Annotated in this window: 13 protein-coding genes and 1 riboswitch; of the genes, 5 read left to right on the top strand and 8 right to left on the bottom strand. The window is 71.9% G+C overall.

From position 1 onward, the window contains the following. Positions 1-36: 36 nt before the first annotated feature. A complete protein-coding gene (locus ACIBEC_RS15155) occupies positions 37-669 on the top strand; it encodes a hypothetical protein (protein ID WP_360494767.1) in 633 nt (210 codons plus the stop codon). Here ACIBEC_RS15155 and ACIBEC_RS15150 read toward each other — a convergent pair. From ACIBEC_RS15150 to thrC, 5 genes are all read right to left on the bottom strand, one after another. Beyond that, the gene (locus tag ACIBEC_RS15150) at positions 666-1,022 is read right to left on the bottom strand and encodes a hypothetical protein (protein ID WP_360494770.1); all 357 of its coding nucleotides are present in this window, start codon (positions 1,020-1,022) and stop codon (positions 666-668) included. The genes ACIBEC_RS15155 and ACIBEC_RS15150 overlap by 4 nt on opposite strands. Positions 1,023-1,135: 113 nt before the next feature. Next, entirely contained in the window at positions 1,136-2,758 is a 1,623-nt protein-coding gene (gene groL / locus ACIBEC_RS15145; RefSeq protein WP_049652341.1) for a chaperonin GroEL, read from the bottom strand. 323 nt (positions 2,759-3,081) lie between these two features. Beyond that, positions 3,082-3,285 carry a cold-shock protein gene (locus ACIBEC_RS15140; RefSeq protein WP_030289665.1) on the bottom strand — a complete coding sequence of 68 codons (204 nt, stop codon included), beginning with the start codon at positions 3,283-3,285 and terminating at the stop codon, positions 3,082-3,084. A gap of 540 nt (positions 3,286-3,825) precedes the next feature. Then, entirely contained in the window at positions 3,826-4,104 is a 279-nt protein-coding gene (locus ACIBEC_RS15135) for a MoaD/ThiS family protein (RefSeq protein WP_360494773.1), read from the bottom strand. Between the two features lie 40 nt (positions 4,105-4,144). Continuing rightward, positions 4,145-5,425 (bottom strand): threonine synthase, encoded by a 1,281-nt coding sequence (gene thrC / locus ACIBEC_RS15130; protein WP_360494776.1) that lies wholly within the window; start codon positions 5,423-5,425, stop codon positions 4,145-4,147. Positions 5,426-5,441: 16 nt separating this feature from the next. Further along, positions 5,442-5,577: riboswitch (SAM riboswitch) on the bottom strand. A 171-nt stretch (positions 5,578-5,748) separates the two neighbouring features. Between thrC and ACIBEC_RS15125 the strand changes: the two genes are divergently transcribed. Together ACIBEC_RS15125 and ACIBEC_RS15120 are read left to right on the top strand one after the other, a co-directional pair. Continuing rightward, positions 5,749-6,729 carry a glucosyl-3-phosphoglycerate synthase gene (locus ACIBEC_RS15125; protein ID WP_396287951.1) on the top strand — a complete coding sequence of 327 codons (981 nt, stop codon included), beginning with the start codon at positions 5,749-5,751 and terminating at the stop codon, positions 6,727-6,729. 73 nt (positions 6,730-6,802) lie between these two features. Then, positions 6,803-8,269 carry a trehalose-6-phosphate synthase gene (locus tag ACIBEC_RS15120; protein WP_360494782.1) on the top strand — a complete coding sequence of 489 codons (1,467 nt, stop codon included), beginning with the start codon at positions 6,803-6,805 and terminating at the stop codon, positions 8,267-8,269. Here ACIBEC_RS15120 and otsB read toward each other — a convergent pair. Together otsB and ACIBEC_RS15110 are read right to left on the bottom strand one after the other, a co-directional pair. Beyond that, complete coding sequence (otsB, locus tag ACIBEC_RS15115; protein WP_396287936.1) at positions 8,256-9,107, bottom strand: trehalose-phosphatase; 852 nt, start codon at positions 9,105-9,107, stop codon at positions 8,256-8,258. The two genes, ACIBEC_RS15120 and otsB, sit on opposite strands and share 14 nt — an antisense overlap. A gap of 41 nt (positions 9,108-9,148) precedes the next feature. After that, entirely contained in the window at positions 9,149-9,421 is a 273-nt protein-coding gene (locus ACIBEC_RS15110) for a DUF3263 domain-containing protein (protein ID WP_360494788.1), read from the bottom strand. Positions 9,422-9,487: 66 nt separating this feature from the next. Here ACIBEC_RS15110 and ACIBEC_RS15105 point away from each other — a divergent pair, with 66 nt between their 5' ends. Continuing rightward, a complete protein-coding gene (locus tag ACIBEC_RS15105) occupies positions 9,488-9,838 on the top strand; it encodes a cupin domain-containing protein (protein ID WP_360494791.1) in 351 nt (116 codons plus the stop codon). 84 nt (positions 9,839-9,922) lie between these two features. Here ACIBEC_RS15105 and ACIBEC_RS15100 read toward each other — a convergent pair whose 3' ends face one another. Beyond that, complete coding sequence (locus tag ACIBEC_RS15100) at positions 9,923-11,173, bottom strand: extracellular solute-binding protein (protein ID WP_360494794.1); 1,251 nt, start codon at positions 11,171-11,173, stop codon at positions 9,923-9,925. 354 nt (positions 11,174-11,527) lie between these two features. On the opposite strand from ACIBEC_RS15100, the gene ACIBEC_RS15095 reads away from it, so the two are divergent. Further along, entirely contained in the window at positions 11,528-12,478 is a 951-nt protein-coding gene (locus tag ACIBEC_RS15095) for an ROK family protein (protein WP_360494797.1), read from the top strand. Positions 12,479-12,580: the final 102 nt, after the last annotated feature.

Below are 12,580 nucleotides of genomic sequence, written 5' to 3'. Positions count from 1 at the left end.
TCCCGTCCACCGGAACGGCCCGACACAATGTGCCCCATGCCGACCGAGGACCTGCTCACCGCCTGGACCGCCCTGCTGCACCGCTGCGGCACCACCGACGACCCCGAACCGTACGGCCGGGAACTGCTGCGCCGCTGGTCGGACCCGCGCCGCCGCTACCACACCACCGAACACCTGCGCGCGGTCCTGCGCCACGTCGACGAGCTCGCCGGGCACGCCGCCGACCCCGACGCAGTGCGGCTCGCCGCCTGGTTCCACGACGCCGTCTACCGGCCCGACCGCACCGAGAACGAGGAGCGCAGCGCCGCCCTCGCCGTCCGCGCGCTGACCGCCGCCGGCCTGCCCGCCGCGCGTGTCACCGAGGTCGAACGACTGGTCCTGCTCACCATCGGCCACGACCCGGCCCCCGGCGACCGCGACGGCGAGGTGCTCTGCGACGCGGACCTCGCCGTCCTCGGCGGCACCCCCGAGGCCTACGCCGCCTACGCGGCCGCCGTCCGGGAGGAGTACGCCTTCGTCCCCGAGCCGGACTTCCGCACCGGCCGGGCCGCCGTCCTGCGCCGGCTCCTGGCGCTCCCGGCCCTCTACCGCACCCCCGCCGCCCGCGGGCGCCTCGGCACCGCCGCCCGCAGCAACCTCACCGCAGAACTCCGGCAGCTGGAGGGCTAGGCCAGCTCCCCCACCGGCGCCACCACCGCGCCCTGCTTGCCGCACACCCAGTGCGGCTCGGGCCCCAGCTCGGGCTCCACGCTCAGCGCGTGCGGGTCGCCGTCGGCCGCGCAGGCGTCGCACAGCGGCCACCGGCCGTACGCCTCCAGCAGCGCGTCCTGGACGTCCTGGGCGACCAGCCCGAGCACGTAATCGGTGCCGTCCGGCCATTGATCCAGCCACCAGCGGCGGTGGGTGACGGCCTGCTCCACCAGCGAGACGACGGCGGCGTCCGCCACGTCCCGTGCAGTGAGGTCGGCCAGGATCAGGGCCCGGGCGTTGTGCAGGGCGGTCTCGATGTCGTCGGAAGCCATCCGTCCATTCTCCGTGGAAACGTGGGAACGCCGAAACGCCGCGTGGGCGGCCCCCCGAAGGGAACCGCCCACGCGGACGAGGAATCAACCGATCCGATCGAAAGCGATCAGGATCAGAAGTCCATGTCACCGCCCGGCATGCCGCCGCCGGCGGCCGCGGCGGCCTTCTCCGGCTTGTCGGCGATGACGGCCTCGGTGGTGAGGAACAGCGCCGCGATGGAGGCGGCGTTCTGCAGCGCGGAACGGGTGACCTTGGCCGGGTCGATGATGCCCTCGGCGATCAGGTCGACGTAGGTGTTGGTGGCGGCGTTCAGGCCGTGGCCGGCGGGGAGGTTGCGCACCTTCTCCACCACGACACCACCCTCGAGGCCGGCGTTGGTCGCGATCTGCTTGATCGGGGCCTCAAGCGCGACCTTGACGATGTTGGCACCGGTGGCCTCGTCGCCCTCCAGCTCCAGCTTGTCGAAGGCGACACCGGCCTGCAGCAGCGCGACGCCGCCACCGGCGACGATGCCCTCCTCGACGGCGGCCTTGGCGTTGCGGACGGCGTCCTCGATGCGGTGCTTGCGCTCCTTGAGCTCCACCTCGGTGGCCGCGCCGGCCTTGATGACGGCCACGCCGCCGGCCAGCTTGGCGAGGCGCTCCTGGAGCTTCTCGCGGTCGTAGTCCGAGTCGCTGTTCTCGATCTCGGCGCGGATCTGGTTCACGCGGCCCGCGACCTGCTCGCTGTCGCCGCCACCGTCGACGATGGTGGTCTCGTCCTTGGTGATGACCACCTTGCGGGCGGTGCCCAGCAGGTCGATGCCGGCGTTCTCCAGCTTGAGGCCGACCTCCTCGGAGATCACGGTGCCACCGGTGAGGATGGCGATGTCGCCGAGCATGGCCTTGCGGCGGTCGCCGAAGCCCGGGGCCTTGACGGCGACGGACTTGAAGGTGCCGCGGATCTTGTTCACGACCAGGGTCGACAGGGCCTCGCCCTCGACGTCCTCGGCGATGATGACGAGCGGCTTGCCGCTCTGCATGACCTTCTCCAGCAGCGGGAGCAGGTCCTTGACCGAGCCGATCTTGGAGTTGGCGATGAGGATGTACGGGTCCTCGAACGTCGCCTCCATGCGCTCCAGGTCGGTGGCGAAGTAGGCGGAGATGTAGCCCTTGTCGAAGCGCATGCCCTCGGTGAGCTCGAGCTCCAGACCGAAGGTGTTGCTCTCCTCGACGGTGATGACGCCTTCCTTGCCGACCTTGTCCATGGCCTCGGCGATGAGCTCGCCGATCTGGGTGTCGGCGGCCGAGATGGAGGCGGTGGAGGCGATCTGCTCCTTGGTCTCCACGTCCTTGGCCTGGGCCAGCAGCTGGTCGGAGACGGCGGCGACGGCCTTCTCGATACCGCGCTTCAGGGCCATCGGGTTGGCGCCGGCGGCGACGTTGCGCAGACCCTCGCGGACGAGCGCCTGGGCGAGCACGGTGGCGGTGGTGGTGCCGTCACCCGCGACGTCGTCCGTCTTCTTGGCGACCTCCTTGACGAGCTCCGCACCGATCTTCTCGTACGGGTCCTCGAGCTCGATCTCCTTGGCGATGGAGACACCGTCGTTGGTGATCGTGGGGGCGCCCCACTTCTTCTCCAGCACGACGTTGCGGCCCTTGGGGCCGAGCGTGACCTTCACGGCGTCGGCGAGCTGGTTCATGCCACGCTCAAGGCCGCGGCGAGCTTCCTCATCAAAGGCGATGATCTTGGCCATCAGAAGTGGTCCTCCGGGACACGGTCGACTGCTCGGACCAAGGGGTGCCCGCGACGGACGGCCCTGGTGTGCGGGGGTCTTTTCCCCTACCGCTCCCGGGGGCCTCACCGACCCGGTCCGCTGTCACTCTCACGCTGTGAGTGCTAACGCCAATGATTAGCACTCACGGTGGTCGAGTGCAAGCCCAATCGGCAACCCGCGAGCCGTCGCCGGGGGCGCCCGGGGACGCCGCCGGGCCCGCACGACGCGTGTCGCACGGGCCCGTCGAGAAGCGAGTGGTCACCAGCCGTAGGGCCGCGCCGAGCTCCTGGGGTCGGAAGGGGTCAGACCGCGGCGCGGACCATGTCCGCCTGCGGGCCCTTCTGTCCCTGAGAGATCTCGAACTCGACCCGCTGGCCCTCCTCGAGGGTGCGGTAGCCGTCCATCTGGATCGCGCTGTAGTGGACGAAGACGTCCGCACCACCGTCGACCGCGATGAAGCCGTAGCCCTTCTCCGCGTTGAACCACTTGACGGTGCCCTGAGCCATTCCGAACTCCCCTAGTGCTGTGCTGGCCCTTCACGTGCCCGCAGGTCGCGGGCCCGGATTGGTTTGAAGGCCGGCCCGGGGAACCCCCCCTGGGCGCAGCCGTGCACGCCGCAACCCTCCGCACGGGACGCCCAACGGCCTCCGGTGAGCGGGTGATTGCGTCGACCGCCGCTGAATGTATCCGGACCGACGCCCTCTGCAACAGGGTCAGCCGCCGGTAATTCCGCTGAAGCGTCAAGGGACAGCACGGGCTGAATCGGGAAAATCTCGGCATTTAACGCCGGACATAGCGGACGAATTACCCAAATGCCCGCGGCAATTCTGACATCCGCCTGACATGTTTCACGAGCCGGTCTCACCGGCCGGACGCCGCCCCGGCGGAACACCGCGGGTGGCCGCAAGGGAACCCCTGTTCCCAGCCGAGCGACACTCTACTCCGACTCGACTCGGAAATATTCCAGCCGGAATGCAACCGGCCGCCCGCGCATACGGAAAGCGGAATTCCGTACGGGCGGGCGGCCGAATAGCCGGCGTCACGGCTCAGCAGCCGCCGGCCACCGCCGGGATGATCGAGACGCTGGCGCCGTCCTTGATCTCGGTCGCCAGGCCCTCGGCGAAGCGCACGTCGTCGTCGTTCACGTAGACGTTGACGAAACGGCGCAGCTTGCCGGCGTCGTCCAGGATGCGGGCGGAGATGCCCGCGTGGTTCTGCTCCAGGTCGGCGATGACCTCGGCCAGGGTGACGCCCTCGGCGGTCACCTCGGCGGCGCCGCCGGTGTAGGTGCGCAGGATGGTGGGGATGCGGACGTTGGCGCTCATGGCTCTCCTTGCGGGTGGGGCCTCACGGGGCGGAGGTGGTTCAGGCGGACACGAGGCCGGCGGCGCGGAAGGAGTCCAGCGTCGGGCGGATGACGGCGGTCATCCCGGCGTCGGAGACGGCGTCCAGGGTCTTCAGGCCGTCGCCGGTGTTGATCGCGACGGTCTCCTTGGCCGGATCCAGCTGTCCGGTCTCGACCAGCTTCTTCAGCACGCCGACGGTCACCCCGCCCGCGGTCTCGGCGAAGATTCCCTCGGTCCGCGCCAGCAGCCGGATCGCCGCCACGACCTCGGCATCCGTGACGTCCTCCACCGCGCCGCCCGTCCGGCGGGCGATGTCCAGCACGTACGGGCCGTCGGCCGGGTTGCCGATCGCCAGCGACTTGGCGATGGTGTCCGGCTTGACCGGCTTGATCACGTCCCGGCCGGCCTTGAAGGCGGCCGACACCGGCGAGCAGCCCTCCGCCTGGGCGCCGAAGATCCGGTACGGCCGGTCCTCGACCAGGCCGAGCTTGATCAGCTCCTGCAGCCCCTTGTCGATCTTCGTCAGCTGCGAGCCCGAGGCGATCGGGATCACGATCTGCTCCGGCAGCCGCCAGCCGAGCTGCTCGCAGATCTCGAACGCCAGCGTCTTGGAGCCCTCGCCGTAGTACGGCCGCAGGTTGACGTTGACGAAGCCCCAGCCCTCGCCGGCCGGGTCGCCGATCAGCTCCGAGCAGAAGCGGTTCACGTCGTCGTAGTTGCCCTCGATGCCGACCAGCTCGCCGCCGTACACCCCGGCCATGACGACCTTGCCCTGCTCCAGGTCGTGCGGGATGAACACGCAGGACCGGAACCCGGCCCGGGCGGCCGCCGCGCCCACCGCGCCGGCCAGGTTGCCGGTGGAAGAGCAGGACAGCGTCGTGTAGCCGAACGCCCGCGCGGCCTCGATGGCGCAGGCCACCACGCGGTCCTTGAAGGAGTGCGTCGGGTTCCCGGAGTCGTCCTTGATGTGCAGCTGGGCGGTGAAGCCGAGCTCCCGGCCCAGGTTGTCCGCCTTCACCAGCGGGGTCCAGCCCGGGTTCAGGTTGGGCTTGGAAGCCACGTCGGCCGGCACCGGCAGCAGCGGCGCGTAGCGCCAGACGGACGCCGGACCGGCCTCGATCCGCTTGCGCAGCTCCTCGGCGCCCTCGCTGCCGAATTCGTAGGCGATCTCCAGCGGGCCGAAGCACTCCAGGCACGCGAAGTCGGGACCGAGCGGGAATCGGGTGCCGCACTCCCGACAGGACAGCGCGACGGCGGGGCCGAGGTCCACGGAAACAGGTGCGACAGTGTCGATAGCCATGATGGCGAGGCCTCTCTCCTCATCTTCCCCGCGGCGCGGACGCGCCACAGGCCGGAATTGGCACCTGTCCCGCCGGGGCCTGTCGAGAACAGCCGCGCGAGAAGGTTGCCGGGACGTCAACGGGCCGTTCCCTCAGTCCCTCTGGATGAGCTTGTGAAATTGTGGTGGTACTCAGCGGCGACCCCGGCGTGCGAAGGTCCGGCCGCTGTACGAAGACTGTATCCGAAGGCGTCAATCCTGAACGGGACCGTCCGCCACGCGAGATGAGCCGTCCCACCCCACCCGCCGAGGAGACTTCCGTGCCCGCCGAACCGACTCCCGAGCTGCTTCCGCAGGCGGCGTCCTGGCTGCGCCGCCGCTCCTGGAGCGCGGCCGACCGGCCGGTGCGCACCCTCCTCGCGGCCAAGGAACGCACCGGGCGCACGGTCAGCGTCGTCCTCCCCGCCCTGGACGAGGAGGCCACCGTCGGCGACATCGTCCGCACCGTCCGCCGCGAGCTGATGGAACGCCTCCCGCTCGTCGACGAACTCGTCGTGGTCGACTCCGGCTCCTCCGACGCCACCGCCGCCGTCGCCGCCGAGGCCGGCGCCCGGGTCGAGCACCGCGACGCCATCCTGCCCCGGCTGCCCGCCGCCGCCGGCAAGGGCGAGGTGCTCTGGCGCTCGCTGCTGGTCACCCGCGGCGACATCGTCTGCTTCGTGGACGCCGACCTGCGCGAGTTCGACCCGGCCTTCGTCTCCGGCATCGTCGGCCCCCTGCTGACCGACGAGTCCATCCAGCTGGTCAAGGCCATGTACGACCGTCCTCTCGAGACGGAATCCGGTGCCGTCGTCCCGGCCGGCGGCGGCCGCGTCACCGAACTCGTCGCCCGCCCCCTGCTCAACCTCCACTGGCCGGAACTCGCCGGTTTCGTCCAGCCCCTCGGCGGCGAGTACGCGGCCCGCCGCTCCCTGCTCGAACGACTGCCCTTCCCCACCGGTTACGGCGTCGAACTCGGCCTGCTGGTCGACGCGTTGGAGCTGGTAGGCCTGGACGCCCTGGCCCAGGTGGACGTCGGCGTCCGGCACCACCGCCACCAGGACGGCCAGGCCCTCGGCCGGATGGCCGCCACCATCTACCGCACCGCCCTCGAACGCCTCGACCGCGCCCACCGGCTCAAGGCCTCCGCCGACCTCCTCCTCCCGCAGCTCACCCAGTTCACCCGCGACCCGCAGACCCGCGCCTTCACTGCCCACACCCACCCGGTGACCGCCCTGGAGCGCCCCCCGATGCACACCGTCCCCGAATACGCGATCCGCCACTGACCGAGGGCGGCCCCGGGGGAACTGAGGACGGGACCCGGGTTTGCCGCGCCTGACCCACGGCAACATGCCAACCATGGGCGATCTCACGACCGAACGTTCGAGTGCGACCGGCACCGCCCCCGTCCTGGTGGCATCCAACCGGGGACCGGTGTCGTTCAGCACCGCCGACGACGGCACGCTGACCCTGCGGCGCGGCGGCGGGGGCCTGGTCTCCGGCCTCTCCGCGATCGACGACCCGAACGCGGTCTGGGTCTGCGCCGCCCTGGGGGAGGCGGACCGCAGAGCCGCCGAGCAAGCCCCCCGCGGCCGCCTCGACCTGGCCGGCCACGACGTCGGCGGGCAGGCCGTCCGGATGCTGGCCATCGACCCCGAGACCTTCGCCCGCGCCTACAACGGCGTCGCCAACTCCACCCTCTGGTTCGTCCACCACCTGCTCTACGCGACCCCCACCGCGCCCTCCTTCGACGCCGCCTTCCGCACCGAATGGGCCGCCTACCGGGCCTACAACGCCGCCTTCGCCGAGGCCCTGGCGGCCGAAGCCGCCCCGAACGCCGCGGTCCTGGTCCAGGACTACCACCTCTCCCTCACCCCGGCCCTGCTCCGCGCAGCCCGCCCCGACCTGCGGATCGGCCACTTCTCGCACACCCCCTGGGCCCCGCCCGAGTACTACCGGCTGCTCCCCGACGACGTCGCCCGCGCCGTCCTCACCGGCATCCTGGGCGCCGACCGGGCCGGCTTCCTCACCGAGCGCTGGGCCCGCGCCTTCGCCGCCTGCTGCGCGGACCTCCTCGATGCCACCGTCGACCACGAGGCACTCACCGTCACCCTCGACGGCCGCACCACCCGCCTCGGCGTGCACGCCCTCGGCGCCGACGCCGACTTCCTGCGCGAACGCTCGCACCGCCCCGACGTCGACGAACGCCTCGCCGCCCTGCGCGAAGCCGTCGGCGACCGCCGCACCATCGTCCGGGTCGACCGCACCGAGCTGAGCAAGAACATCGTCCGCGGCCTCCAGGCCTACCGGCACCTGCTCCGCACCCGCCCCGAGTGGCACGACCGGGTGGTCCACATCGCGTTCGCCTACCCGTCCCGGACCGACCTGGCCGAGTACCGGAACTACACGGCCGCCGTCCAGGACCTCGCGGAAGAGATCAACGACGAGTTCGCCACCCCCGCCTGGCAGCCGCTGATCCTGCACGTCAACGACGACTTCCCGCGCTCCCTCGCCGCCTACCGCCTGGCCGACGTGGCCCTGGTCAACCCCATCCGGGACGGCATGAACCTGGTGGCCAAGGAAGTCCCGGTGGTCTCCGACCACGGCTGTGCCCTGGTCCTCTCCCGGGAGGCGGGCGCCCACGCGGAGCTCGCCGACGACGCCCTGACGGTCAACCCGTACGACGTCATCGCCACCGCCGACGCCCTGCACGCCGCCCTCACCATGCCCGAGGAGGAGCGCGCCGACCGCACCAAGCGCCTCGCGGCGGCGGCCACCGCACTCCCCCCGCAGCAGTGGTTCCTCGACCAGCTCAACGCGCTGTAAGCGCCTCCCCCAGCGATTCCAGCAGCGCCACCACGCCGGCCGGGCCCGGGACCACCAGGTCCGCCCGGTCGGCGAGTTCGCGCACCGGCGCGTCCCCCACCGCCCCGCTGCACACCAGCAGCCCGGCCACGCCCTCGCCCCGCAGCTTCTCCACCGCCGCGAAGGCCGCCACGTCCCCCAGGTCGTCCCCCGCGTACAGCACCGAACGGGCCCCCCGCTCCCGCAGGAACCCGGTCAGCGCCGCCCCCTTGTCCACCCCCGGCGGCCGCAGCTCCAGCACCAGCCGCCCGGGCTCCACCACCAGTCCGTACTCGGCCGCCAGCTCCCCCACCGGCGCACGCAGCAGCTCCAGCGCCTCCTCGGGCGCCGCCGTCCGCCGCGTGTGCACCGCCACCGAGCGCCCTTTGTCCTCCACGCCCGTCCCCGCCGGCGCCCCGGCCCGCGCCAGCACGCCCGGCAACACCTCCCGCACCCCCGCCACCCCCGGGTGCACCTCCGGCGCCGTCACCTCGCCGTCCTCCCACCGCTCGGCCCCGTAGTGCCCCAGCACCACGACCCCCGGCACCCCGGCCAGCCCGCCGTACTCCACCGCCAACAGCGCCGGCCGCCCCGTCACCACCACCACGGACCGCACCGACGACGCCAGCACCCGCAGCGCCCCCGCCACGCCCGGGTGCGCCCTGGCCCGGCTCGGGTCCGCGACGATCGGCGCCAGCGTCCCGTCGAAGTCCAGCCCGATCACCGCCTCCCGGGGCGCCCGCAGGATCGCCCGCACGCCCTCCCGTCCGGCCTCGGTGCCCGGCGCCCACGTCTCTTCGAATCCCAAACCGAATCCCATACCGGGGCACATACCCCCGGCCCCGGCGCGGAACGCCCGGCTCAGCGCGCCTCCCTCCGGGCGGCCCGCACCCGCCGCAGCCGGTTCACCAGCACCGGCGCGTGCGCCAGCGCCTCCTCCCGGTCCAGCAGCGCGTTCAGCAGTTGGTAGTACCGCGTGGAGGAGAGGCCCAGCTCCTCGCGGATCGCCCGCTCCTTGGCGCCCGCCGTCCGCCACTGCCGCCCCTCCAGCGCCAGCACCGCCCGGTCCCGCGCACTCAGCTCGCCCACCGCACCCACCTCCACACGCCTGAGCCCGCCACTACGGAGTGTCATTCTCCCGCGCGACCCCGACACACACTGCTCGCCCCACCGCTCCCCCGCCGCCGCTAACGTCGCCCCATGACCACGCCCAGCTTCGCCCTGCACATCCCCGCCGCCGACCTCGAACCCGACCCGCTCGACCCGTCCCAGATCGTCTCCGGCGCTCCCGAGGTCACCGGCAGGGTCCTCGCCGAGTCCGCCGACGGCCGTCAGCTGCGCGGCATCTGGCAGATCACCCCCGGCGTGGTCACCGACGTCGAGGCCGACGAGATGTTCGTGGTGCTCAGCGGCCGGGCCACCATCGAGATCGAGGGCGGCCCGACCCTGGAGGTCGGCCCCGGCGACTGCGCGGTCCTGCGGGAGGGCGACCGCACCACGTGGACGGTCCACGAGACCCTCCGCAAGGCCTACGCGATCACGCTCCCCTGAGCGGCTCTTCTGCATGAAGACACGTCGAGGCCCGGCCCGGGAACCCCCGGGGCCGGGCCTCACCGGCCGGGCCCTCCGTACGGTCTACTTGCGGACCCGCGCCGCCTCCTGCACCGCCGCGTCCTGCAGCCCCCCGAGCACCACCTTCGGGTCCCCCGTCGCGGCCTGCCCGATCCCCGCCTTGATCCGGTTGCTGACCTCGCCCCACGCCGGGTCCCCGAACGGGTAGAAGCTCGCGTTGGTCAGCCCGACCGCGAACTGCTTGAGGTCCGTGTGCTTCGGGTCCGTCGACATCTGGTCGAAGGCGTCCTGGGTGACCGGCAGCAGGTTGTACTGCTCGTCGAACTTCAGCTGGTTGTCCTTGGTGTAGACGAACGACAGGAACTTCTTGATCTCGTTCTTGTGCCCGTTCGCCTTGAACGCCATCATCCAGTCCGCGACCCCGAGGCTCCCGGTCCGCCCCACGCCGTCCTTCTTCGGGATCGGCGCCGTCCCGAACTCGATGTTCCCGGTGGTCGCCATCCGCAGCAGCGTCGGATGCCCGTTCAGCATCGCGACCTTCCCGGCCGCGAAGTCCTGGAACACCGGGGTGCGGTTCATCTTCCCCGGGTCCGGGTACGTCAGCCCGGTGCTCACCAGGTTGCTCTTCAGCCAGCCGAACGTCGCCTGGTTCTGGGCGCTGTCGATGGTGTAGTTGCCCACGTCGTCGGAGATGCTCCCGCCACCGCTCAGCGTCCACAGCATGGACTCCGCCGGCGCCTCCTCCGGCCCCAGCGGAAGCCCGTACGGGGTCACCCCCGGCACCTTGGCCTTGATCTTCTCCGCGTCCTGCTTCAGCTCGCTCCAGGTGGCGGGCGGCTGCGCGATCCCCGCCTGCCGGAACATCGCCTTGTTGTAGAAGAGCACCCGCGACGAGGACACGAACGGGATCCCGTACTGGATTCCGAGCACCTGCCCGGCGTGCGCGAAGGTGTCCAGGAGGTCGACCTGGGTGTCCATCGAGAGCACGTCGGACGCCGGGTACAGCCGGCCCGCCGCGACCTGGTCGGCGAAGCCGCCGGTCTGCAGCAGGTCCGGCGACTTCCCGGCCGCGATCATGTCCTCGACCTTCTTGCCGATCTCGGTCCAGCTGTCGACCTCGACACTGACCTTGATCCCGGGGTTGGCGGCCTCGAAGGCCTTGGCGACCCCGTCCCAGTAGTGCTTGGAGTTGGTCTCCTGGCTCTCCCCGTAGTCCGCGGCGACCAGCTTGAGGGTGACGGTCCCCTGGTCCTGCCCGCTGCACGCGCCGACTGCGGTGAGTGCCAGGGCTCCGGCCAGCACACTGCCGAGCACACGGGGGGGAACGTGGACGCGCCTGTTCAACGCGGGTACCGCCTTAGGGGGAAGAACTGCCGCCGGAACGAGGGAATCCGGCAGGGGGGAGGCGCCACACTGCCAAACCCGCCGACCACTGGTCCACACCACTGGGCCGCCCCGCACCAGTAGTTACCGAAGTGCCCGGAGTCGTTGCACGATGCGCAACACCAGCGCCCGATTCACCCCCGGACAACCGTCCGGACACCCCTCGTACGCCCCGCCCAAAGCCCCGCAGACCCCCACGGCTGCGACAAAGCTCACCCAGTATGGACCAGACCAATCCGACAACTGGACTAGACCTCTTCTGCCCACCAAGGGAAACTGTCCTCCGTGAAGCACGTCATCGCACTCGATGTAGGCGGCACCGGCATGAAGGCCGCGCTGCTCGCCCAGGACGGCTCCGTGCTGTTCGAGGCACGCCGACCGACCGGGCGGGAGCACGGCACGGACGCCGTCGTCGCCGCCATCCTCGACTTCGCCACCGACCTGGCGGCCGAGGGGCGCAGCCGCTTCGGCGTCGCCCCGCTCGCGGCCGGCGTGGCCGTCCCGGGCACGATCGACGAGAAGAACGGGATCGCGGTCTTCTCCGCCAACCTCGGCTGGCGGGACCTGCCCCTGCGGGGACTCCTCGGCGAGCGCCTGGCCGGCCCCGACGGCACCGCGATGCCGGTGGCCCTCGGCCATGACGTGCGTTCGGGCGGCCTGGCCGAGGGCCGGATCGGCGCCGGCCGGGGCGTCGACCGCTTCCTGTTCATCGCCCTCGGCACCGGCATCGCCGGCGCCATCGGCATCGGCGGCCGTATCGAGGCGGGCGCACACGGCTACGGCGGCGAGATCGGCCACGTCGTGGTCCGCCCGGGCGGACCGCAGTGCGGCTGCGGCGCCCGCGGCTGCCTGGAGACGCTGGCCTCCGCCTCCGCCGTCTCCCGCGCCTGGGCCGAGGCCAGCGGCGACCCCGACGCCGACGCGGCATCCTGCGCCGCCGCGGTGGACGCCGGGGACGACCGCGCCCGCGCAGTCTGGCAGCGGGCCGTCGACGCCCTGGCGGACGGCATCGTCCTCGCCCAGAGCCTGCTCGACCCGTCCACGGTGATCGTCGGCGGCGGGCTGGCCGAGGCCGGCGACACCCTCTTCGGTCCGCTGCGCACGGCGGTCACCGAGCGCCTGACCTTCCAGATGCCCCCGAAGGTCGTACCCGCCATGCTCAAAGACACCGCAGCGTCCCTGGGCGCGGGCCTGCTCGCCTGGGATCTGCTGCTCTCCATGGAGGTGACCGCGTGACCACCGCGGACCGTGACCGTACTGCCCTGGCCGGCGCCCGCCTGGTCCTGCCCGGCGGCGTCGTCGAGGGCAACCGGCTGGCCGTCGAGGGCGACCGCATCG

The sequence above is a fragment of the Kitasatospora sp. NPDC051164 genome, assembly GCF_044455625.1.
Classification (GTDB): domain Bacteria; phylum Actinomycetota; class Actinomycetes; order Streptomycetales; family Streptomycetaceae; genus Kitasatospora.
This window is presented reverse-complemented; position numbering and strand designations above follow the sequence as displayed.

What these genes read in the sequence shown, in the direction of transcription:
- ACIBEC_RS15110 (WP_360494788.1), bottom strand. Translation starts at nt 9,421, where the DNA reads ATGACACTCCGTAGTGGCGGGCTCAGGCGTGTGGAGGTGGGTGCGGTG.
- ACIBEC_RS15105 (WP_360494791.1), top strand. Translation starts at nt 9,488, where the DNA reads ATGACCACGCCCAGCTTCGCCCTGCACATCCCCGCCGCCGACCTCGAA.
- ACIBEC_RS15155 (WP_360494767.1), top strand. Translation starts at nt 37, where the DNA reads ATGCCGACCGAGGACCTGCTCACCGCCTGGACCGCCCTGCTGCACCGC.
- ACIBEC_RS15135 (WP_360494773.1), bottom strand. Translation starts at nt 4,104, where the DNA reads ATGAGCGCCAACGTCCGCATCCCCACCATCCTGCGCACCTACACCGGC.
- ACIBEC_RS15150 (WP_360494770.1), bottom strand. Translation starts at nt 1,022, where the DNA reads ATGGCTTCCGACGACATCGAGACCGCCCTGCACAACGCCCGGGCCCTG.
- ACIBEC_RS15120 (WP_360494782.1), top strand. Translation starts at nt 6,803, where the DNA reads ATGGGCGATCTCACGACCGAACGTTCGAGTGCGACCGGCACCGCCCCC.
- thrC (WP_360494776.1), bottom strand. Translation starts at nt 5,425, where the DNA reads ATGGCTATCGACACTGTCGCACCTGTTTCCGTGGACCTCGGCCCCGCC.
- otsB (WP_396287936.1), bottom strand. Translation starts at nt 9,107, where the DNA reads ATGGGATTCGGTTTGGGATTCGAAGAGACGTGGGCGCCGGGCACCGAG.
- ACIBEC_RS15140 (WP_030289665.1), bottom strand. Translation starts at nt 3,285, where the DNA reads ATGGCTCAGGGCACCGTCAAGTGGTTCAACGCGGAGAAGGGCTACGGC.
- groL (WP_049652341.1), bottom strand. Translation starts at nt 2,758, where the DNA reads ATGGCCAAGATCATCGCCTTTGATGAGGAAGCTCGCCGCGGCCTTGAG.